Below are 22321 nucleotides of genomic sequence, written 5' to 3'. Positions count from 1 at the left end.
CTTATTTTCAAATAACTAAAAGTAAAAAATATTCTTTATAAAACTTGCAAAATATCTCCATCTGTTATTTGGTGATCAATTAAACGATCATTATCTGTTAAAACAATTGACTTATTTTTCACTTTAATCACAAAATGCGAACCTTCATGATTATCAATCTTTAGCGTATCTAATAAGTTTTTCAATAAATATTTAATAGATTGATGATTCGGAATACGCAAATCATATGTATTTCCATTCCATTTACTAAAATCTACTGTCACATTGATATGTGTTTGTATTGCCATCGCTTTACCTCCAACTTTTACGAAGAACCGTATAAATACCGATGCAAATAAGTAGAATGCCACCGCCAAATAATAATATTATTGTTATACTAATTGGCTCTTCATTCATTGTTTCATTACTTGCTACTTCATCTGCACTTTTTCTGACAATGTATTCACTGCTAAACAAACTATTTTTCGTATCTTTAACACTATTATTCTCTTTTTGTTTTATAAAAAGAGAATCTCGCAAAGCTTCCATATCTTTTTGTTCTTTCTTTTTCTTTTTCTCAATTTCTTCTTCTATATCTTTGTTAAATAATTCAATCGATGCTTTATCTAATTCTGTTTCCTTATGTTCCTTTTTATTTTTTTCTTGGTCGCTTTCTTCAAGTCGATCCACTTTAAACTTAATCTTCCCATCATCACCAAGATAACTGTCAGCCGCGCTCCTTATCGGTAGCGCGACAAACAGTAAAAGGATAGAGAGAAATGATAACTTAGCCACTATGCTCCATTGTTTGATCATTTACTTCTTTTTCCTCCCATTTCTTATGCCATACAAATAGATTACTAACCAATCCAATAATGGCAATTACAAACAATACGACAAAAATAACTTTCCCAGTATCTTTACCACTAATAAAATCATTTAGAAAACTTTCTATATACTGAAGCGGTGAGAATTGACGTATCTTTCCGACAGAGGACATTTGATCTACTTTACTTCCAACTGCCTCAGTTAAAAATAGGTACATGCTTAAAAATACTAATAGTATAAACATACCTACCATTTTTATTTGTCGTAATAAGTAGGTTGAGACCAATACAAACGCCATCATAATAAATGTGATGAACGCAATCCATAGTAAACTTTGATCCTGACCGAACTTTAAAAGACGCCCAGAAATGATACCTATACTAATCCCTTCCACAATTGATATACCGAAAGCTACTACTGTAGTTGGTACATTCATATCAATTAATGAGAATTTCTCTTCAAAATGATCTGATTGCATTCGTTTCTTTTCTTGATTCGCAATTGCGTATGCTGTAAATAATGCAACAATGAAACAAGTTAATACAATTAAGTACGGTGTAAAAGCATTACCTGCTACAATTACTCCATCATTTTGCTTTTGAACTGGACTAGCTAAAAAGTCATATAGCATTTCATTTTGACGATCTCCAATACGACTATTCGCTAAAATTTTCGTAAAGTTTTTGGAGAATGATTTATCATCTTCCATTTTCTTCGTAAAGTCGTTTAGTAATAAATCAGCTTTTGAAACAATTGTCGTTCCGCTGTCTTGAATTTCTTTTGCTTGTCCATTGATTTGATCAAATGTTTTATATACATCGTCTGAAGTTGCTAAACTATGCTTCGAACTTTCGACCAATGACTGACTTTGCATCATTAATGATTTAATACCAGAATCTAACGATAAAATAGCTGTTTGCTCACCAGCATGATTTGTTGTTAATACTTGCTGCTCTTCAACTAGCTTTAAGCTATTCTCACGCCATTTCGCTAAACCTTTTACATACTCTCCTAAATTTTCATTCATACTAGTTGCTTGTTGCGTCGTTCCATTTAATTTCTCCGCTAGTAGCATAGAATTTTGATCCGCACTAGTAATAGATTGTTGATAAGAGTTTATTTTTTGTTTTAAACCTGACATATCTTGCTTTATTTCTGTAGTAATACTTGATGAAACAAGATTTGAAATTAAATCAATTAAGCTTTGTTTATTTAATACGTAGTACAAAGATTGATCCGTCGCAATTGCATCTAAACTTCCCTCTTCTAACTTAGGACCTACATCTTTCGTTCTTAAATCAATCCCATAATACATTTCGTAAAGGCTCATTAAACCTTGATAACTTTCGACTGTATCTACTGCTTCTTTTATTAATACACTAGAAGTAATATCTGGTATTTTTTCTGTTTTTTGATGTATAACTTGATTCGTTGTACTTTCAATAATTTTTGAATTGCTGCCGTTATCTGTCCCAGTGTCTGGCTTCTCTCCTGTATCAGGTTTTTCTCCTGTATCAGGTTTCTCTCCTGTATCAGGGTTTCCTCCCGTGTCTGGATTTCCTCCTGTATCAGGTTTCCCTCCTGTGTCTGGATTTCCTCCTGTATCAGGTTTCCCTCCTGTATCTGGATTTCCTCCTGTATCAGGTTTCCCTCCTGTATCAGGTTTCCCTCCTGTGTCTGGATTTCCTCCTGTATCAGGTTTCCCCCCCTGTGTCTGGATTTCCTCCTGTATCAGGTTTTCCTCCTGTATCAGGTTTTCCTCCTGTATCAGGTTTTCCTCCCGTATCAGGTTTTCCTCCTGTATCAGGTTTTCCTCCCGTATCAGGTTTTCCTCCTGTGTCTGGATTTCCTCCCGTATCAGGTTTTCCTCCTGCATCAGGCTTGACACTGTCACCATTATTACTCTGTTCTGTTTTTTGAATAATAGGCGTTTTAGCATTGTGTACTAACGGCATTATGCCATACTGTGATTTATGAACCACATTTTCCACCTTGCTATTTTCCGTTTGTGTTCCTTTATCTTCTTTGTTAGGTTCTTCTTTTTCAGGACTAGTTTCTTTTTTATGAGTCCCGCTCAATTCCCACTGCCATGTTACAGGAGAGAAAACATCTATATTGATGTTTGGATCTTTTAGCTTCACATGTAACCTAATCTTTATATCCCCTTCATTACGAGGAGCTATTGTAATTTCTCCTGCTTCGCTTTGAAGAAAGTCACTTGTACGATCCACATCATCAATATATAAAGCTTCTGTACTTCCATCTAGTTTAAATTCTTCTGGAATCTTTATCTTCAAAATTTGCGGAGATTCCATTTTAATTACTTTAGCAGTATCACTAAATGTAATTCCCTCTGTATAAAGTCTATCCTTTACTTCTTTAATTGCGTTTCCTAAAGATATTTTATTTACAGGATCATAATAAAAATTATTTTCTTTATTATATTTTTTTGTAAATTGAATTACATTTTGCAGTTGTAATTTCGTTGTATTTGGCAAATCACTTTGACCGATTTCTTCCATGTTTAAACTAGGTAATTTCGCAATTAAATTCTCGATTTGTTTCTTTATTCGAGCATCTGGTTGTTTCATTAATGTATTTATGAAGATTTCTTGCTTTCCATCATTCGACATAGATTGCTTTAATTTCTTAATTACCGTCTCTTGAATATCACTTTCTAACTTCCCTGCAAGTTCTGTATCATATTCAGACACTTGTTTTTTTACATCTGCTAAATATTTTTGAATTGCTGAAGCATCAGTTAAAATTTTCGGTTCTTTCTCTGAAAACGTAAATTGATTTGAAATAATTTTATTAGCGGATTCCAATGCACTTAATTGCTTTAAAGCATCGCCTGTATTCATATCATTCATATATTGATTGAATTGATTTGTGAAATTATTCGCTAACAAATTGTTATCAGTTTGCATTTTTTGAAAGTTATTAAAACCATCTAAGTACGTACTGTTAGATTTATTCCCTTCATCTAACGCTTGACCGAAACCTTTTAAAACATCCTGAAATCCTTTGAAACTATTAACAGAAACACCTGTATAATCTTGTACTGTTTTAAATTGATTTGTGTAATTTGCTAACGGACTATGTATATCTTTTTTATACATAGTTGTTTGAACGTTTCCTTTTTCAATTATTTTACCTATATTATCTTGTGCACCTTGTAGCTTACCGATAATACTCGCAAAATAAACGTCGATTATTTGCTTATTGAAATCTTCTAAAATAACAGAAGCTGTATTTTCTGCCTCAGCTTTCAAATCCTTATTCCCAGTTGCATTTACTTTGTAGTTTAACGTTAATTTCTCCGGAATCTCTGAATCAATCGCAACTGCTTTCCTAGAAAAATCATTTGGAATAACAATCATCATATTGTAATTATTATTTTTCAATCCATTTTCTGCTACCCCGCGACTAACTACGTACCATTCTTGTTTCGTATTTTTATTTACATTTTTAACAAATTGATCTCCAAACGCTATTTTATTACCCTCAAATACAGTACCCTGATCTTCATTTACCAACGCAACTGTCATTTTTGGTGTAGTATTCTCATTAGCTTTCTTAACATTTTGATTTAATGCTAAATAGGAGACCCCTGTTGATAGTACAAGAGCTAAAATAATAAACAACAAGATGCTCCATTTGAACTTTTTCACTACTTATCACTCCTGCGACTGCGAGTCTATCTAATGAAAGACTTCGTATCTTACTCTAGTTTTAAAGTAATTTAGCCATACAACGTATGGTTGCATGGCTAAATTATATATTTCTTTTTATCTGTCTTATTGTAGACCGAAATTACGAGAAAGATCTTCGTCATGTCTAGCAACAGCTTCCGCAGTTTTATTAAGCTGCATATTAATTTCTTGTAATAGCTGTGCGAAGTTTTGTACTTTTGGCTTTAATTGATTGAACTGTTGGTCAAAACCTTCGAAAGCACGACCTTCCCATTCTCCTCTTAATTCATTTTGTAAGTTTTGTAGTTGACGTAAAATGTCCTCAATTTGATTTGCACCTTGTCCATATCGAGTCGCTTTCGATTTAAGCTCCTCTGGTGACATACGAATTTGTCCTGCCATTATTAAATCCCCCTTAAAATTAAAAAATAGTAAAATTAACCAATAATTTAAAAATTTCTAAACAAAAAAATGATATTTTTCCAAAATTTCTCTTTTACTATAATAACGATATATTGTATAATACTAATTTATTTATTTTTTAAGCACACTCTATAAATCTACTATAAAATAAAGGCAAACCATCTATTTTATACTTATTCGCTTTAAATTCCAGCGATAAAGTAGCCACTAAATCATTGTTTTCTCTTCTCCCATTCAGACTATAATACTCACTTCAAAATCATAATTACCTGCCTTTCAACAAACCCAAACTCTTCGTACATCTCTTTTGCAAAATTCCCAGCAAATACATTCAACCGAATTTCTGAATACTTCTCCTTTAATTCCTTAATACCAGCTTCCATCAGTTCTCGCGATAATCCTCTCCCGCGATATTTTGGGAAAACGTACAATTCATATATAAATCCAAGTTTTTCACGAGAAAAATAGTCTGTATTTTCCCCTATTAATATCCATCCCATTACTTTATTTTCTTCTTTAATAATTAAATAGTATGCTCCTTTTTCTACAATCGGCTTTGTAATCTCAATTGCTTTCTTGGTACTTAATTGACAATTGCCTCTCGTCCCTTCAAAAAGCGATTGAGCCGCATATTTTAATATTTCATTGGTATCTTCTTGATTCGCCTTAATTATCATTTTTCACAACTCCCCTTGAATAATAGGCATTACTATCGCTTGTTCAAGATTCTCCGCTTCCATAACAATTGCCGTTAATCCGTGTTCTGTACTTGTTTCATGGAGCTCTCCCTTTTCCCAAAACACAGCTTGTCCCGCCTCTATCTTTATCTTTTCTTTATTTACTCCACATACATATCCTGTCCCGTCCACAATAAGAAGCAGTTGAGATACAACTGCTTCATGATTACCGATGATTCCATTCTCGTGTAAATGCATAGCACCGATATGTATATTTCCTCGATGGTTTAATATTTTCGACATGATGAAATTAGATTGAAATACTGATAGGTGCTTTCCTACTTTTTCACTAAAATCAAAAATTTTCATTACTAGTTCTCCTTATACGTATAAAACCATCCTTACTGTCTGCATCATATGTCCTTCAAAGTCTTCTTCAAATTGCTCTAATTCAGCAAAACCTTTCGCTTCATAAAAGCGTTTTCCTTTTTCATTTGCTGCTTCTACATGTATGTACAATTTCCGTATCCCATTTAATGCTTTAATTCCTTTTTGTAATAAAGCACTTCCGATCCCTTTTCCTTGCTGATCTGGTAACAAATAAATCGCACCTAATTCCGCTTCGTTTTGTAGTCTAACAGGTGAAAAGTTCGCAAACCCTATTACTTCACCCTCTTCTTCCGCAACGAATAAATGTGTATTTTTAAGACGATATTTCATTTTTTCATCAGAATATGCCTCGTCTAAAAAACTATCTTGAATTTCTCTCGGAATAATGCCTTCATATGTATCATGCCAAGCTATTTTTGCTACTGATTGTACAGCGTGAATGTCTTCTTGCTTCATTTCTCTAATTATATATGTCATCTCGATGTCTCCATTCTCTTTAAATTATATTCTGCTAATATACTAGAAGAAACGGCAAAACCATTTTCATAATTCACCTTAATTAATTTTAATTTCTCAATTGAAGCTGTTGCAAAATTAAACTTTCCATAAATATATTCCATTACACTTAAAAACTGCTTTGTATGTAATCTATTTGCAATTGTACAATGCGGAACCCATTTTCCCGGTACGTAATATGAATTTGGGTTGTCATGAAAAGTTTTAAAATAATCATGATAAGAATAATGAAGTTTTAACAATTCATCGGTAACGGTCGGCGCTAGAAAGACCGTTCCATTAGTAGGAAAAATTCCAACAGAAGGAAAAGTTACTGCGTCTATATTTTCTTGAATAGCTACAAACTCCCCTAGTTTCTCCGTATACAAATGAACATCTAACTCATTATAATCCGCAATCGTTATATGAGGTTCTACTCCAGCTAATTGATTTGTTCCAATTACATTTGTTAATTCATTTTGCAGTTCTGTAATTTTATTAGTAAACACACCATCAAATGTAGCAATAATAGCGTACAATCTTTCTCACCCCTTCGTTACACATAGCGCTTCCCATTCTTCACGAATCATGCCCATTCGAATAGAATCATAGTATGTTCCGTTATAATAACGACACTTTCGCATTCTACCTTCTAAGCTCATTCCTATTTTCTCCGCTACTTTCATCATTCGTTCATTACCAGACCAAGTCGTGAGCCCTACTCTACCAATTTCCATCTTTTCAAATAATAAATCTCGATATAACGTTAACGCTTCTGTACCGTAGCCACCATTCCAGTAAGTTGGATTATAAATAACAATTCCCATCTCCAACCAACGCGTCGGTTTATGCTCCCAATAAAATCCGACCGTCCCTATAATTTGACCGTTATTTTCTATAATTAAATTTGACAGTGGTTCTTCTTGCAAACGAGTTTGCATCTTCTCTTTATAGGAAGAGTATTCTTGCATTGAGAACGGGAAATATGGCGCATCCCATTTCTTCCATTCTGGGCTTTCTTCTTTAAATATGATATTCCATAATGTTTTTATATCCGATTCTTCTATTGTACGAATTGTAACTTTCTTCCCCTTTAATACAACGTTTTGCATAATTCCCTCCTGCATTCCTCTTTATTTCATATATAATTATAATATTTTTTCAGAAAAATCAAAACTAATATCATTTATTATATTGTATAATTTTGTTATTAGATACCAATTATTGATTTAGAAAGCTGGTGATTTAGTGAATAATCGATTTAGTATTGCTATATTTCTCACTATTATTACGACAAATATTATTCTATATTTCTTCTTACCATCAAATATTGTTACGAAATGGGACTTCAATGGAACGCCTACATCAACAATGGATAAAAGCACTTTTGTAATCGTAAATATAATTATATGTTCCTTCTTATTCTTTGTATTTTTAGCTTTATCTAAAGCAGCGAGTAACCAGAAATTTCTCCATTGGATCGGCAACACAATGTTACTATTCTTATTTTTTGTCGATATTGTCATCGCCCTCATCGCTCTTGGCTTTTCACTTCCTCTTGATCATTTCATATTTTTAGCATTAGGGCTTTTATTTATATTAATAGGTTATTTCAGTTCCAAAATTGATACGACTAAATCAACCGTTTCATTAGAATGGAATGATAAGCACCTTGAAAAAAGAGCTTCAAATATTAGTAGTATTTCAATGATGATAGCAGGTATTTTTTTAGCGATACTTCCTTTTATCGTTTCTGCTCCCTATAGAGGTTATGCTATACTAGCAATTCTTTTAGGAATGACGCTTATCATTCTGCCGAGTACGATTTATTTACTTATTAAAGACAGCAAGCAATCTACTCCTTTAAAAAAATAGGAGGTTATATCCCTCCTATTTCAGCTTAATGTTTTATTTTTCACTTTTTCTATCTCAACTAAAATCCCTTTCCCTATCCAACCCTCTACGCCATCTTTTTTAATTAAATCATATCCTGAACAGCTATCATCAATGAGAGAAACGATATCTCCCTTCCTAACGCTTATTTGCGCACAAGAAATATCGGTTTTCACTGTATATTCACCTGACTCAAGTTGTTTCATATATTCATTTTTTACAGTGAGTAAATTATTCGTTTCCTTTTGTTTACATACGGTGTAATCTTGCATCTTCTCGATAGGCTCTATGTAATAATACGGATATGTCACTCCGCCCTGCATTTCTGAATTCGCATTAAAATCCGCTATTACTTCATACTCCGGAAAATAGTCTACATATGTATAAGAAAACGTATCGCCCGTTTGTTTCCTCTGAATAATAAATACGTTTAATTGCCCTGCTTCTTTAATTGCATTTCCTCCATCAATTGCAATAATTTTTTTCTCCTTATCAATAACTGGATTGTTAGACGGTGCTTCTTCAGAATAGTTCACGACAGGCCAATGACCAACTATTACATACTTATTTGCTTTATGTGATTTATTAAAAAACTGTGGCATTGCTATCGCATTTTTGCGCTCAGTTTGTTTCCAATCTACTCTATCTTCTAGACCGGCATGCACAAAAATATAATCTTCTGTTTCAATCGCTGTTGGCAACTCTGTTAGCCAATATAGTTCTTGTGAAAATTCACTTAACAATGCTTCTTTCACTTCACGAATTGAAGTGCCCTCATGAACTGAAAAACCCAATTGCTCTAGCCATTCATTAAAAATCGAGTGCTTTCTCATACATAAATAATTAATAAGATCAGGATTTTCATTTAGAAGAGCATCAACTATAACTTCACAATTCCCTTCAACAACGTGAACCTTTGAATTGTTCTTTACAAGATTCATAACGTAGTTTACTACGCCTACGCTATCTCGTCCTTTCTCGCAAAGATCTCCATTAATAATTAAATAATCTTCATCTTTAAAGTTAACTTTATGTAGTGCTTCTTTTAAAAGATTTAATTCTCCATGAATATCAGATATGACGATAACTCTAGCATCATTAGGGATTGATAGTTCCTTTATTTTTTTCAAGTATAAGCGCTCCAATCATTCTCTTTATTAAATTAAAACAATTCGACAAAATACACTATATAACCTTTTCAAATACATATACCATAACTTACAACCTATTTACGGTTTAATAATAACTTAAAAAATAAGAAGAAGCTGTTCCCAACTTTTGCGGGACAACTTCTTCTTATTTTTTATAATTCTTTATGAAAAGAATAACTCACCTTATCATACCCTTCTCTTTCATAAAAACGATGAGCATCAATTCTTGAAAATGCTGACGTGAGGACGATAGACTCACATTCGTTTTCCTTTCCCCAGTTCTCTATATACGAAAGTAATACTTTCCCATGTCTTTTTGAACGATGTGCTTCTGCTGTTACAAGGTCATATACGAAAACGTGTTTCTTATTATAAAAGTTCGTACAAATTGCTACACCTGCAAGGCTAACAACTTCACCATCCTCATTACGCAGCGAAAATAGTTTATAATTTTCTTCTTTCATATTTCGAAATAAAGAGCTTGTTTCCTCTTTTGAAAGTTTCGTTCTTAATTGCTGTAAAACAGGTAATACTTCATGTAATTGCTCTTTTGTTACTACTTCTTTAACATTCATTTTTAACTCTCCCTTAACTATTTAAATAATTTTCTAAATGTTATATCATTATTATAGAAAGAAACTGCCCTTTACTTAAGTGGCAGTTTAAGTGTTTTTTATAAGGCCAGTTTTAAAGGAGAGTTTTATATGGATTTTACTATCCCATTGCAATTACAAAGTAACACACCTATTTACTTGCAAATTTACGAATATATAAAAGCTGAAATTATACAAGGGACTATTTCTGTTGGCACACGTCTCCCCTCACACAGAAATTTAGCATCACAACTTAATATTAGCCGCATTACTGTTGAATCAGCTTATCAACAGTTATTAGCTGAAGGTTATGCAGAAAGTAAACCGAAACGTGGTATTTTTGTAGCAAATTTCGATATTGACGTTATCCCAAATAAAAAACGAAATGCAGCAAAGAAGACGAACAATTTGATAGAAGAAAAATTTGAATATGATTGTAGCCAAGGGCTTATTGATCAAAATGCATTTCCAATTACAAATTGGAAACGAGCATTACAAGAATCCATACTTACATACGAAAATGCACTATTTGCCAAAGAAGATCCTCAAGGTGAATTCGCTCTTCGAGAGCATATATCAACATATTTATATCATTCTCGCGGTGTACATTCTTCACCTGATCAAATTGTGATCGGCGCCGGAACACAGCCACTTCTCTGGCTACTACTTCAACTGCTTGGCCCTACAAAAGAATACGGCATTGAAAACCCTGGATTTCACCGTATACACGCAATTATTAAAAGCTGTGATAGACAAATTCATCCCATACTATTGGATGAAAAAGGGATTGATATTTCTAGTTTATACAATACAAATTCTAATGTCGCATACGTTACACCATCACACCAATTTCCACTCGGGATTATTATGCCTTTATCTAGAAGATTAGAATTGTTAAAGTGGGCTAATGATTGCAATGGATACATTATTGAAGATGACTATGACGGAGAGTTTCGCTACGCTGGTAAGCCGATTCCTTCTTTACAAAGTCTTGATTCAAATGAACGCGTTATTTATATGGGAACTTTCTCAAAATCTTTTTTACCTTCTTTACGAATGGGATATGTTGTTTTACCACCACATCTTTTAAAAACATATCAAGAACTGCATGGAATTTTCAAACAAACAGTCTCTACAATACAACAACTTGCTTTTGCTAACTTTATACAAAACGGGAATTGGGAACGTCACCTTAATCGGAGTCGTACACTATATAAAAGAAAACATCATACGTTAGTAAAATCCATTACGAAAGAAATGGGGGCTAATGTTCAAATTCTTGGCGAACAGTCCGGACTTCATATTGTTTTATGTGTAAATAACAGTATGAATGAAAATGAACTGATTGAATCCGCTAAAAAACAAAGCGTTAAATTATACCCACTTTCTCCATATGATTTCGTGAATGATTTACGTAAGGAATCATACGTATTACTCGGCTTTGGTAGTATTCCGGAAAATAAAATTGAAACGTTGGCTATATTATTGAAAGATGCTTGGTTTCCTAGTTGCAAGGAAACTTGTTAACAGTGGGTTTAACTTGTAACATGTTAACAATTCAACAAAATAAAAAAGAAGGCTGTTCCAAAATAACTTTTTGGACAGCCTTCTTCTAGTTATTCACCTGACCTAGCTTTCCTTCCCGGACGTTTCACACCAGTCGTTTCTGTTGAATAGGAAGCTTCAATTATAGCCGTTGGATCTACAGAGAGAACGAGATCTTTCATTTTCGGATAAATGAATCGGTTTGTAATGCAATAAATGATTCTCTTATGCTCCCCTAAAAAACCACCTTCTCCATGTAGATACGTAACAGATAGTTGCAATTCTTTCATAAGTAAATCGCCTATTTCTTTATTCTTACCAGAAATAATCATAACGCTCTTACCTTGATTAATACCATCTAGTATAAAATCAATCATCTTCGTAACAATATAGAAAATTGCTAACGAGAACATCGCTTGTTCGATTGAAAATAAAATGGCAACAAAAATGAAAATAACTGCATTTACTGCAAGTAAAAATGTACTAATCGGTACATTAAAGTGTTTATTCATCCAAACTGCCAACATTTCCGAACCGTCAATTGCTCCACCCATTTTAACAACAATCCCAACACCAATTCCAAACAGTACTCCACCATAAAGTACAATTAATAACTCAGAAGTCGTAATTGCTGGAAATGGTTTTAAATAAATTAATCCGAGTGTTGTAACTACATTCGCATAAGATGTACGGATAAAAAATTTCTTTCCCATTACTTTTGCAGTAAATAATAAAATTGGGATATTAATTCCTAAGAACACACCATAAAGCGGCAATCCTGCGACTTTATTTGCCATAATAGCAATAGCCGTTACCCCGCCATCTACTAATCCATTAGGTGCTAAAATAAGCTCTAATGAACCTGCTACTATAATTGAGCCAATTGTTAATAATACGTATTCAAATACTTTCTTCATTCATTACCCCCAAAACTTATATATTTTCTTAGTATTATTTTAACGTAATTTTACTACTAATTCAAAGGTATCGATTTATATACAGAAAAGTTTCTCCTTTATCGCTATTTTTATGTAACACATGTAACGCGTAATACTAAAAACACACTTACAAATTAAAAGTAAGTGTGTTTTTAACATCTATTTAATCTTTACGTACGGCTTCATTTTTAATTTGAATATTTCCTCAACTGCCCTTTGATATCCACCGGCATTTCTAAGCGACTCTCCCACTTTACGACTATTCTCCTTAAACGTCACATCATCCATTACTTTCTTTACAGCCTCACGTAACAATTCAGAAGTTAACTCGTTGCGATTAAGTCTTATTCCTGCCCCTACTTCAGTCAATCGTTTTGCAACGAATGGCTGATCTCCTGTTACCGGAATTACAACTAATGGAACACCGTAATATAACGCTTCACTCGAACTATTCATACCACCATGTGTCACGAATACATCAGCATGCTGTAAAACTTCTAATTGCGGGACATAATTATACAACTTAAAGTTTTTCGGGATATTTTCAAATTGACTTATATTTATCTTCTTACCAACGACTAATACGACTGTCGCATCAACATCTTTAAAAGCTTCAAAACATTTTTCATACAAAGCAGGTTGTTCATTAAAAACTGTTCCCATAGAAATGAAAATCACTTTTTCATTTTTTAAATCTTCGGTAGGAAAACTCCCCACTTCTTTTCGAGTAGCAATTGATGGACCTACAAATTTATACGATTCATCAAATACCTCTGAACGTGGCTGATATTCTTTTGAAGTATATACAATCGTAATATCACCAGGATGGTTCATAATATCATACATACTATTACATTTCATTCCATACTGCTTATTCCATCTTTCCATTCCCGCTAAACAAGATTGATATAATGGATCCATTTCATCTACTTGTCTCGATTCTTGCTCATCATGAAAATTAATGTACTGATTAACAGCAAACGTTGTACAGGATGAAACACTTGGTAATTGTAAAATATTCGCTATAATACGTCCTACTGGAAAATGATTATCATATATTAAATAATCGTATTTTTCCTCTTTTGTTTCTTCTACAATTTGAGTAACAATACGCTCTGATGCTTCAATCATATGAGATAGCATCGTCAAAGGGCTCCCACCTTCATTTACTCGTTCCATAATATTAATTTGAGAGAGAAAATTCTCAAACACTCGGAATTCCGCACCTGTTGCTTCAACCTTCTTTCTATAATCTTCAATACAATAAGAAACAACTGTTTCCCCTCGCTGAATTAACTCACTTACAATAGCTAAAGTCGGATTAATATGACCTTCCCCAGGAAAATTTATTACGAGTACATTTGCCATAACATTCTCTCCTATCCAATTAATATAATAAAATTAACAATTAATTATATTAATTAATTTAAGTCTATTATAAATGAATGCATTCTACTTCTTCATGCTTTTCTCTTCATTTTATTATTGAGAAATATTTTCTATAGTCTACATTATTGTGATTCACAATCTTATAAATGAATGCTTAATTTTACTTTTACTCTTCATAGATTTAAAGATACGAGTCTTACATTCAAGTATTACCACCATTATTTTTAGACAATTCATACAAAAATAGAGAAATATAATATTTTTAATGAGTTTTCACTATAAATGTAAGTATGCTTTCAATCTTTTTATCTTTATCCTCATAACTCATCATCTGTTATATAATGAATTTATGGAATTTACAGAAAAAGGAGTCTTTTCATGTTACAACAACTATTCAATTCACCTATTCTATCCGTTCAAGCCTTGCACCCAGGTTATGAAGATCATGCAAGTGATGTTTTTCTCGTTCAAACAGAAGATACAGAAGTTATCGTTCGTGCTTCTAAAATGAATGAAGAACCAAATAATGATTTTTGGTGGGGATGTAAAAATCTATTTGGAATTGATCCAAGGAACGTCCATCATTTAGAAACTGTACATACATTGCTGCAAGAACATACGAATCTTCCTATCCCAACAATATTAGAAAAACATGTTTTAAATAGCCGTGAATTTGTGGTGGTCGAAAAGTTAGTAGGTAACACAGTTCAATCTTTTATCGAGCAACCAGATTCTATTTTATTCAGCCTAGGAAAAGGACTTGCAGAAATACATAAATTTAAAGCCGATTTCATAGGAAATCCGTCTGGCACGTTCCAAGTTCCACTAGATGAATTCCAATCACATATTTTAAACGTGAGTAAAGAGCTTGTGAATATGTTTTATTCCGATGATGAAAGCATAAAAAATGCATTCCCTACCTTTGAATCACAACTTTCTTCCCTGTCCGTACCAAAGGAATCTACACTCGTCTTAATTGATATGGATCCTACTCAATTTTTATCTGACGGTACAACTATTACGGGTTTAGTAGATACTGAAGCTTACGCTGTTGCTCCGCGAGAGTTTGATTTTATCGGACTAGAATATGTACTTACCGAAAAAGAAGCACATGCCTTTAAAAGTGGTTACGAAACAATTATGTCTATTCCTCACTTAGAAGAATATAGACAGCCTTATCGTTATTTATACCGACTGTTATCTGTGCAAGGTAATGTGGAATTAAAGAAATGGTTAAGTCACCCATCCTATTTTTAAATACAAATGAGAGGGAGTATACAATGGATATTCAGAAAAAGCGTTCTGTAACAGAAAGTGAAATACAGCAAATGAAGGATTTAGCTTATATTTGCGGACAACAAGATAATCTTGATTACTCTTCAGATTTACATATCAACTTTTTAAAAAATCGAAATGAAGATTATATAAACGTTTTTCTTCTTTATAACGGTACTCAATTAATTGGCGCTTTAAATATGTATGATTTCGAAAGACCAACAAAGCTTGAACTAATAGGCTTTGTACATCCTCATTTTAGAAAACAACATTTCGGAACTATCCTTTTACAAACTGCAATGAAAGAAATACAAAATAGAGAGACAGATGAAGCTCTTCTTATTATTAATGGGGATTCTATTTCTGGGAATGCATTTGTAAAACATATGAAGTTACCATATTTATATAGTGAATATAGTATGGCGTTCAAAACAAACGAAATTCAAAAAACAACAGATAATAATATACAGCTTACTCTTGCACCTTCAGAATCACTTCTTGACCTTATTAAAATTTCTAGTAAAGCTTTTGGTGATTCAGTAGAAAATACGGCTACATGGTTACAAAAAATGATGAATTCATCTTCCCATCAAGTTTACAGTGCCCTTATTGCTGAAAAAGCGATAGGAACAATTACAGTTTCTAAACAAGAGCAATCTACTACACTATCAGGATTCGCCGTTCATCCTTCTTATCAAGGTAAAGGATACGGAAAAGATATTCTTTGTAATATAGTACATACCCTTATTACAGAAGGAGTTTCAACAATTGAGTTAGACGTCGAAACGAAAAATATCCACGCTTTAAAACTATATACGCAATGTGGTTTTGAAATTAAAACGAGGCATGACTATTATAATTTAATGAATTTTTAGGTGAATACATATGTTAGAAAAACAATTTATTCTAATTATGATATTTTAGCAAACATCTATAATAAACATTGGAGACATTTTGTTTAACACTCCTACCCAGCCTCGTTTTACAAGATGCTCTTCCCTACTCTCGTATATTAGATCTTTGTTGCGGGACTGGTCATCTCTGCCGGTGATAGTTTAATTTAGATGAACTAAAAAGTGTGTTTCACAAAGTTTACTCCGTATTACATAACGAGGGTATATTCGCATTTGATATGAATAAAAAAACTGAATCGAAATGATTCAGTTTTTTCTTAATATATTTACAACTGCAGTTGTTTCGTCATTTTCTTTATAGACACGCGGAATTCTTCTATCTAGCATACATGTAACTTCATAGTTTATTGTACCTAACATATCCGCTATTTCTTCTACTGCGATATTTTCTTCACCTTGTTTACCGTAGAATACTACTTCGTCTCCTACTTGTACTGGCATCGCTTTTGAAACATCCAACATTAACTGATCCATACAAACACGGCCAATAACAGGTACTCGAACCCCGTTAATTAACGCATAGCCTTTATTAGATAATTGACGATTATAACCATCAGCATAACCAATTGGTACAGTCGCAATCCATTCTTCACCAGTTGTTACATACGTATTCCCATAACTTACACCACGATTCTTCTTCGCATGTTTAATATGAGCTACTTTTGATTTTAAAGACAACGCAGGCTGTAAAGAAACGACTGAATGATCCACTTCTTTTGACGGATACATACCGTACACGCCTATTCCAACGCGTACCATATTTTGAAATGTGTTACTTAATTCCATTGATCCCGCACTATTTGAACTATGAATATATGGTATTTGAATTCCTAATTCTTTCGCTGTATTAACAGCCTTTTCAAATAAACTTGTTTGCATATTCGTATATGATTTATCGATTTCATCTGCCGTAGAGTAATGCGTAAATATCCCTACTACCTCTACATACTCCATACGGTTTAATTCTTCTAAAAATGGTTTAACTTCTTCTTCTTGTAAACCGATACGACTCATTCCTGTATCAATTTTCACTTGAATTTGTACTTTCTTTTGAAGACAGTTTGCAATTTCATTTATACCATGTAAATCTTCTACTCTATAAACAGTCATCATAACGTCATATTGAATTACATCTTCTACAGCCGCTACTGGTGTGTATCCTAAAATTAAAATCGGCACAGTAATTCCTGCTTCTCTTAATTCTATTGCTTCATCTACAAATGCAACTGCAAGTTGATGTATCCCAGCTTCAATTGCAGCTTTGGCAACTTCAACTGCCCCATGGCCATACCCATTCGCTTTTACAGCAGCCATCATCTTAATTTCTTCATCATTTACATGTTTTTTAAATTCTTTTACATTATGTTTTACAGCATTTAAGTCAATTTCTACAATTGTATCTCTTCCATATTTCAAACTCATTGGTCTAACTCCTAACTCAATAATTGCATTCCATTCTATTTCACGTTTCATATGACCTTTTACAATATAATACTTTTCATTATGCTAGTCAAACTACTAGAATTTTCGGAATTTTGAGTATGATATAATATCCTCAAGAAACTATTATATACGGAGACGAGGAGAATTACAATGTTTGTTCAATCTGCATTGCATCAACTAAAAGTTGCTATTGATACTTCTATTTATATGCTTAACCAATATAGTGAAAACGATTTAAAAATACAACCGATTCACTCAAAACGATCATTATTTGAAATGTGTGCACATCTTTCTCTTATTTGTCATGCTGATTTACTCATTTTAAATGGTATTTCAGAAAAAGAATTACATACCTTTTATATAGAACATACGCCCGTAACAGTTGCTCACATGCAACAAACGATGATTGAAGGATACAACCTTCTCTCTAAAACATTTCTTTCCTACTCCCAAATAGAATTAGCAGAAGTTATGACTGCCTATTGGGGTATTTCTTATTCGCGCTTTGAATGGTTACTTGAAATCGTTGCACACTTTTATCATCATCGTGGACAAATTCATATTTTATTATGCGAGCATATGAAAGATCCTCGCATTCCTTTATTTGAGTGATTTTCCACTCATTCATTAATTATAAATAGAGAAGCTACAAAACCAATAAAAAGTATCATTCCTAATAAAATAAATGTTTGAGCATAACCGCCTATTTTCATAAGATAAATAGAAATGATAGGTCCTATACTAGTACCTAAAAATAAAATAAAAGTATAAATAGATATTGCTATTCCCCTTGCTTTCCCTCCTAATTGACCTACAAGAGAAACTAAAGACGGAACGGATATAGCAATACCTATTACAAAACAGACACTCATCATTACAAGTAGAGATAGATACGAAACAAAGCCCATTGAACTTAGAACCTGTCTGAAATCTATGATATAATCTATACAAAAAAGGATGTTTCCTAATGATACATGATTATACCAGTAATATTACTCGTAAACAGTTTGAACTGATTCGTGAAGATTTAGAAAATGCACGGAAAACGACGCGCCCACGCACAGTTGATTTGTACGAGGTATTCTGCGGTGTACTATATTTGCTTACGACAGGTTGTCAATGGCGTAATCTGCCAAGGGACTTTCCAAACTGGAAAACCGTCTATTCCTACTACCAGATTTGGCGGAAAGTAGACGAGAATGGCATAAGTCTTCTTGAAAAAGTGCATAAAAAAATTGATCGAAACCTATCGTGAACAAGAGGGGCGAAAAAAACAGACAAGCTTCTGCATCGTAGATGCACAAAGTGTAAAAAACACATGGATAGCGAGTGAAAAAGGCTACGATGCGGGAAAGAAAGTATCAGGAATCAAACGACATATCGCTGTAGACACCAATGGTCTCATTCATGCGATTGAAGTAACAACTGCGAATATAACAGATCGAGAAGGTGCTATCCAAATGTGTGAAAAGCATAAAAAATCATTGGACAAAGTGACAAATATACTTTGTGATGGTGGATATACGGGCCCATCATTTGCACAATCGATAAAAGAAACGATTCATTGTTCAGTTGAAATTATCAAACGCTCGGAACTTCACAAGTTTGTTGTGTTACCCAAACGCTGGATCGTAGAGCGAACTTTTGCTTGGTTGGAAAATTACCGCAGACTGTGGAAAAACTGTGAACGAACACTTGAAAACAGTAGACAAAGTTGCTTATTGGCAGGTGTGGCAATTTTATTGAAAAGATTCTAGACAGGTTCTTAGACTAAAAATAGCAATCAACAATCCTCCTTGAAGAACTTTCCTTACTTCAAACCTCTTTGTTAAACGACTTGCAAGTGGTGACAGCAACATACCAAACAGCCCTGCTAAGCGAAAATAAAGGATTTGTTCTGCAGTTAAATTGTAAGTAGGAGAGCTCAAATAATTCCCTAAAACAGTATACATATTAACAAAAGCCATTATTAAAACAGGATTTTTCACACTGACTAACTATTAGTTTTAAATAATGCGCAACTTCTTTAACGCATAAGAAATTCCGCCTTCACTCGCCTTCGTTGTAAGGAAATCAGCCCTTCTCTTCAACTTCTCTCCACCATTTCCCATCGCAACTCCTAATCCTACATACTGCAACATTTCAATATCATTTCCACCATCGCCAAAGGCAATGGCTTCTGATTTACTAATATTTAAATGTTCCAATACTTTTTGAATTGCAGTTAGCTTCGATACTTTACTATCTTCCAATACATTTATAACGTAACCATGAAAACGCTCAAACGTAAGTGCTGGATATCTTTCAATGAATTTTTGAGCTTCTGTGTCATCAGCATACAGACATATGCAATACATTTCATCTGATAAGTTTCTAACTTTGTCAGGATACTGCTCTAAATTTAAAGTTTCATTTAACGCTCGCATGACACGTTCATCTTTGGAAGCAATATTATTCATTGCAAATTCTTCTGTAAAGTAAGAAACACTGTGACCATGTAATTCAGCAAAATTTGAAATATCATGAACGATTTCGCTTGAAAGTACTGATTTATGTATAACTTCTTTCCCACATTTTATATGTGCACCATTTGCTGAAATAAACGTATTTATACCTAGTTCCTTAAATTGTGAGCATAAACTATATGGTCTTCCAGTTGTAACAACTACGTGAATTCCTTTATCTATTAATCTTTGTACCGCTTCTTTTGTACTTTCGTGCATGCTTCTATCAATCTCACTTAATAACGTACCGTCAACATCGAAAAATACAACTTTGTACATAAGTCTTTACATCCCGTCCAAATGATTCGTATCATTAATGAAATGCACCGTTTTTTGTTCACCCTCAATTTCAATTAAACTTATTCCCGTATCTCCCATTTTGAAATAGTAGTCCATTGAAATTGGCATTTTGAAAAATGCACGTAATAGACTATTAATTACGCCTCCATGGGCAACAATTGCAATTCGGTCATATGTATTCTCTGTCAAGATTTTAGAAAAGATTCCTTCTATTCTCATTCGAAACTCAATAAACGATTCCCCGTTTTCAAAACGATCATGAAGAAACTTTGGCTCTGGATATTTCTTTGCTTCTTCAAATGATAAGCCTGCTTGCACTCCATTATTAAACTCCATTAATTCCTCTTCTAATTGAATTGGACAACCAATTGCTTCTGCTAATGTTTCACCCGTTTCACGAGCGCGTTTTAATGTGCTTGCCCAAATGAAATCTGGTGAAAAATCTTTTTTCACTTTCTGTACAAGTCTTTGTACTTGTTGTCTCCCTTTGTCAGTTAACTCAAAATCAGCTCGACCTTCATGCACATGTAAAATATCAGCTTCTGATTCTCCGTGGCGTATTAGTAGTATTTGCATGTTTCTCTCTCCCTTTATTTAATATTCATAAAATTCCATTATATCACATTTTAAGATTCCAAAATAAAAAAGGAACGGTCTCCCGTCCCTCATCCATTCACTTTTTCCGCATCATTCCAATAATATTTACTAAACGCTTCTGTTAACACATCAATTGTGTTATATAATTCATCTAACGTATTATCAACACCACCAACTTCAATTAACATCGCATTTTTCGATAAATCTTGGTTATAAACGCCATTTCCATCTTTTTTATACTTTGGAAAAATCCCTCTACTTAATCCGTAATAGTTTTCATCTAAATAACTATTGATCGCTCTTGCAATTTTTTCATTTTCAGCACGGCCTTCATTTTCCATCCCAATTATAAAATATAATCTTGCATACGATTTTCCGTTAATTACTTTTGTTGTTACTTTCTTACGCTGATCGTCACGGTGTATATCAATCGGAAACGCAATTTTATTATTTTGTGCTAATGCTTCTTTTACATATTCATGAGACGCTTTATATGACTGATACCATACCCACTTTTTACTCGCTAATAAATCACCCATATTCGTTTTATTATGAACTACCGGAATTCCTTGTCCTTCAAGTTGCTCTTTCATACGTTTCCCTAGTAAAGACACATTTACATCTGGGCTAGATGGATCAGTTGCCCCTGGTAATAATGGAAAGAAGGATTCCCAGCTATGTGTATGATAAATATATACTGCACTTTCACCTTTTTTCGCTCCGTTCTTTTTCTGAACCGGATTATTCTTTTCCGCTTCTGTAACTTTATCTTTTGCTATTTCCCGTTCTTTCGTTACTTCTTCAATCGGTACACTAGATTCATTTGGGATATTCGTCAAGTTTGTCCCTTCCCCAGCTACGATAATATTAGAATAATACTTTGACATACCAGGTACTTCTTTACCGACGAATGTTCTTAAATCTTTAATTTTCAAATCTGTCGCGATAGAGAACATTAAATTCCCAACTGACTCTCTTTTATTCTTCTTAAAATAATCAAATCCGTAATAGCGATTCTCACTTTCTATCATTTGAACAAAACCTTGCATCGATACTTTTCCAAACCATTGATTTGCATAATTCGATTTCATTGTATGTAAAAATGACGTCAAAATCGACGCTATTATAATTACTATTAGCGCATATAAAAGGAGTAACGAAATCAGCTTCTTCCCATGTATTCGAATTGCATACTTTTTCACTGCATCACCTTCTTTATACATGGATATGTACAAGCTTTTCAGAATATACACACAAAAAAAGAGAAATGGTATACCATTTCTCTTCCTCAC

Annotated in this window: 22 protein-coding genes and 4 pseudogenes; 7 read left to right on the top strand and 19 right to left on the bottom strand. The window is 33.3% G+C overall.

What is annotated here, in order from left to right; genetic code table 11:
- Positions 1 to 35: 35 nt before the first annotated feature.
- From V6946_RS10705 to V6946_RS10665, 9 genes and pseudogenes are all read right to left on the bottom strand, one after another.
- Complete coding sequence (locus V6946_RS10705; protein ID WP_001007571.1) at positions 36 to 287, bottom strand: EsaB/YukD family protein; 252 nt, start codon at positions 285 to 287, stop codon at positions 36 to 38.
- Positions 288 to 291: 4 nt separating this feature from the next.
- On the bottom strand, positions 292 to 795 hold the full coding sequence (gene essA / locus V6946_RS10700; protein ID WP_000595653.1) for a type VII secretion protein EssA: 504 nt from the start codon (positions 793 to 795) through the stop codon (positions 292 to 294).
- Positions 767 to 4454 (bottom strand): annotated as a pseudogene (gene esaA, locus V6946_RS10695) (type VII secretion protein EsaA). Before esaA ends, essA begins: the two are co-directional and overlap by 29 nt.
- A gap of 153 nt (positions 4455 to 4607) precedes the next feature.
- Positions 4608 to 4904, bottom strand: coding sequence for a WXG100 family type VII secretion target (locus V6946_RS10690; protein WP_000918601.1), 297 nt, complete (start codon positions 4902 to 4904; stop codon positions 4608 to 4610).
- A gap of 269 nt (positions 4905 to 5173) precedes the next feature.
- Positions 5174 to 5602 carry a GNAT family N-acetyltransferase gene (locus V6946_RS10685; RefSeq protein WP_006923801.1) on the bottom strand — a complete coding sequence of 143 codons (429 nt, stop codon included), beginning with the start codon at positions 5600 to 5602 and terminating at the stop codon, positions 5174 to 5176.
- Positions 5603 to 5605: 3 nt separating this feature from the next.
- A complete protein-coding gene (locus V6946_RS10680) occupies positions 5606 to 5971 on the bottom strand; it encodes a cupin (protein WP_000688074.1) in 366 nt (121 codons plus the stop codon).
- 12 nt (positions 5972 to 5983) lie between these two features.
- A complete protein-coding gene (locus V6946_RS10675; protein ID WP_000221048.1) occupies positions 5984 to 6469 on the bottom strand; it encodes a GNAT family N-acetyltransferase in 486 nt (161 codons plus the stop codon).
- Positions 6466 to 7026: a 2'-5' RNA ligase family protein gene (locus V6946_RS10670; protein WP_006923797.1), complete on the bottom strand. Its 561-nt coding sequence runs from the start codon at positions 7024 to 7026 to the stop codon at positions 6466 to 6468. The genes V6946_RS10675 and V6946_RS10670 overlap by 4 nt, the downstream gene beginning before the upstream one ends.
- 6 nt (positions 7027 to 7032) lie before the next feature.
- On the bottom strand, positions 7033 to 7599 hold the full coding sequence (locus V6946_RS10665; RefSeq protein ID WP_001181857.1) for a GNAT family N-acetyltransferase: 567 nt from the start codon (positions 7597 to 7599) through the stop codon (positions 7033 to 7035).
- A 136-nt stretch (positions 7600 to 7735) separates the two neighbouring features.
- Between V6946_RS10665 and V6946_RS10660 the strand changes: the two genes are divergently transcribed.
- Positions 7736 to 8362, top strand: a complete 627-nt coding sequence (locus V6946_RS10660; protein WP_006923794.1) for a DUF1648 domain-containing protein — start codon at positions 7736 to 7738, stop codon at positions 8360 to 8362.
- Between the two features lie 20 nt (positions 8363 to 8382).
- Here the strand turns inward: V6946_RS10660 and V6946_RS10655 are convergent, their stop codons facing one another.
- The gene (locus V6946_RS10655) at positions 8383 to 9510 is read right to left on the bottom strand and encodes a metallophosphoesterase (RefSeq protein WP_016122366.1); all 1128 of its coding nucleotides are present in this window, start codon (positions 9508 to 9510) and stop codon (positions 8383 to 8385) included.
- A 173-nt stretch (positions 9511 to 9683) separates the two neighbouring features.
- Positions 9684 to 10106, bottom strand: coding sequence for a GNAT family N-acetyltransferase (locus V6946_RS10650; protein ID WP_366981885.1), 423 nt, complete (start codon positions 10104 to 10106; stop codon positions 9684 to 9686).
- A gap of 129 nt (positions 10107 to 10235) precedes the next feature.
- On the opposite strand from V6946_RS10650, the gene V6946_RS10645 reads away from it, so the two are divergent.
- Positions 10236 to 11651 (top strand): PLP-dependent aminotransferase family protein, encoded by a 1416-nt coding sequence (locus V6946_RS10645; protein ID WP_006923789.1) that lies wholly within the window; start codon positions 10236 to 10238, stop codon positions 11649 to 11651.
- Between the two features lie 89 nt (positions 11652 to 11740).
- Here the strand turns inward: V6946_RS10645 and V6946_RS10640 are convergent, their stop codons facing one another.
- On the bottom strand, positions 11741 to 12586 hold the full coding sequence (locus V6946_RS10640; protein ID WP_000755126.1) for a YitT family protein: 846 nt from the start codon (positions 12584 to 12586) through the stop codon (positions 11741 to 11743).
- Between the two features lie 180 nt (positions 12587 to 12766).
- Positions 12767 to 13975 carry a macrolide family glycosyltransferase gene (locus tag V6946_RS10635; protein ID WP_006923787.1) on the bottom strand — a complete coding sequence of 403 codons (1209 nt, stop codon included), beginning with the start codon at positions 13973 to 13975 and terminating at the stop codon, positions 12767 to 12769.
- Between the two features lie 399 nt (positions 13976 to 14374).
- On the opposite strand from V6946_RS10635, the gene V6946_RS10630 reads away from it, so the two are divergent.
- The 3 genes and pseudogenes from V6946_RS10630 to V6946_RS10620 form a co-directional block, all read left to right on the top strand.
- Positions 14375 to 15253, top strand: a complete 879-nt coding sequence (locus tag V6946_RS10630; protein WP_006923785.1) for a hypothetical protein — start codon at positions 14375 to 14377, stop codon at positions 15251 to 15253.
- A 23-nt stretch (positions 15254 to 15276) separates the two neighbouring features.
- On the top strand, positions 15277 to 16146 hold the full coding sequence (locus tag V6946_RS10625; protein WP_366981883.1) for a GNAT family N-acetyltransferase: 870 nt from the start codon (positions 15277 to 15279) through the stop codon (positions 16144 to 16146).
- Positions 16147 to 16409: pseudogene (locus V6946_RS10620) on the top strand (class I SAM-dependent methyltransferase); the annotation flags it as partial.
- 22 nt (positions 16410 to 16431) lie between these two features.
- Here V6946_RS10620 and alr read toward each other — a convergent pair.
- Positions 16432 to 17607 (bottom strand): alanine racemase, encoded by a 1176-nt coding sequence (gene alr / locus V6946_RS10615; RefSeq protein ID WP_016122364.1) that lies wholly within the window; start codon positions 17605 to 17607, stop codon positions 16432 to 16434.
- A gap of 171 nt (positions 17608 to 17778) precedes the next feature.
- Here alr and V6946_RS10610 point away from each other — a divergent pair, with 171 nt between their 5' ends.
- Complete coding sequence (locus tag V6946_RS10610) at positions 17779 to 18240, top strand: DinB family protein (RefSeq protein ID WP_000498002.1); 462 nt, start codon at positions 17779 to 17781, stop codon at positions 18238 to 18240.
- Between the two features lie 8 nt (positions 18241 to 18248).
- On the opposite strand, the pseudogene V6946_RS10605 reads toward V6946_RS10610, so the two are convergent.
- Positions 18249 to 18545 (bottom strand): annotated as a pseudogene (locus V6946_RS10605) (MFS transporter); the annotation flags it as partial.
- A 50-nt stretch (positions 18546 to 18595) separates the two neighbouring features.
- On the opposite strand from V6946_RS10605, the gene V6946_RS10600 reads away from it, so the two are divergent.
- Positions 18596 to 19385 (top strand): IS5 family transposase gene (locus V6946_RS10600; RefSeq protein WP_372584424.1). Its coding sequence is split into 2 segments (ribosomal slippage): positions 18596 to 18853 and positions 18855 to 19385, totalling 789 coding nucleotides; the frame shifts between segments, so codons are not numbered across the junction.
- A 9-nt stretch (positions 19386 to 19394) separates the two neighbouring features.
- Here V6946_RS10600 and V6946_RS10595 read toward each other — a convergent pair.
- The 4 genes and pseudogenes from V6946_RS10595 to spoIIP all read right to left on the bottom strand — a co-directional run.
- Positions 19395 to 19604, bottom strand: a pseudogene (locus tag V6946_RS10595) (MFS transporter); the annotation flags it as partial.
- A 30-nt stretch (positions 19605 to 19634) separates the two neighbouring features.
- Positions 19635 to 20411 carry a Cof-type HAD-IIB family hydrolase gene (locus tag V6946_RS10590; protein WP_006923777.1) on the bottom strand — a complete coding sequence of 259 codons (777 nt, stop codon included), beginning with the start codon at positions 20409 to 20411 and terminating at the stop codon, positions 19635 to 19637.
- 6 nt (positions 20412 to 20417) lie between these two features.
- Positions 20418 to 21008, bottom strand: coding sequence for a histidine phosphatase family protein (locus V6946_RS10585; protein WP_001166439.1), 591 nt, complete (start codon positions 21006 to 21008; stop codon positions 20418 to 20420).
- 89 nt (positions 21009 to 21097) lie between these two features.
- Entirely contained in the window at positions 21098 to 22303 is a 1206-nt protein-coding gene (gene spoIIP, locus V6946_RS10580; protein ID WP_325826452.1) for a stage II sporulation protein P, read from the bottom strand.
- Positions 22304 to 22321: the final 18 nt, after the last annotated feature.

This window comes from Bacillus sp. PPSBB_2 (assembly GCF_045291115.1).
GTDB classification, from domain to species: Bacteria; Bacillota; Bacilli; order Bacillales; family Bacillaceae_G; genus Bacillus_A; species Bacillus_A cereus.
Note: the sequence above shows the minus strand (reverse complement) of the source record. Positions and strands in the feature narration are given on the sequence as shown.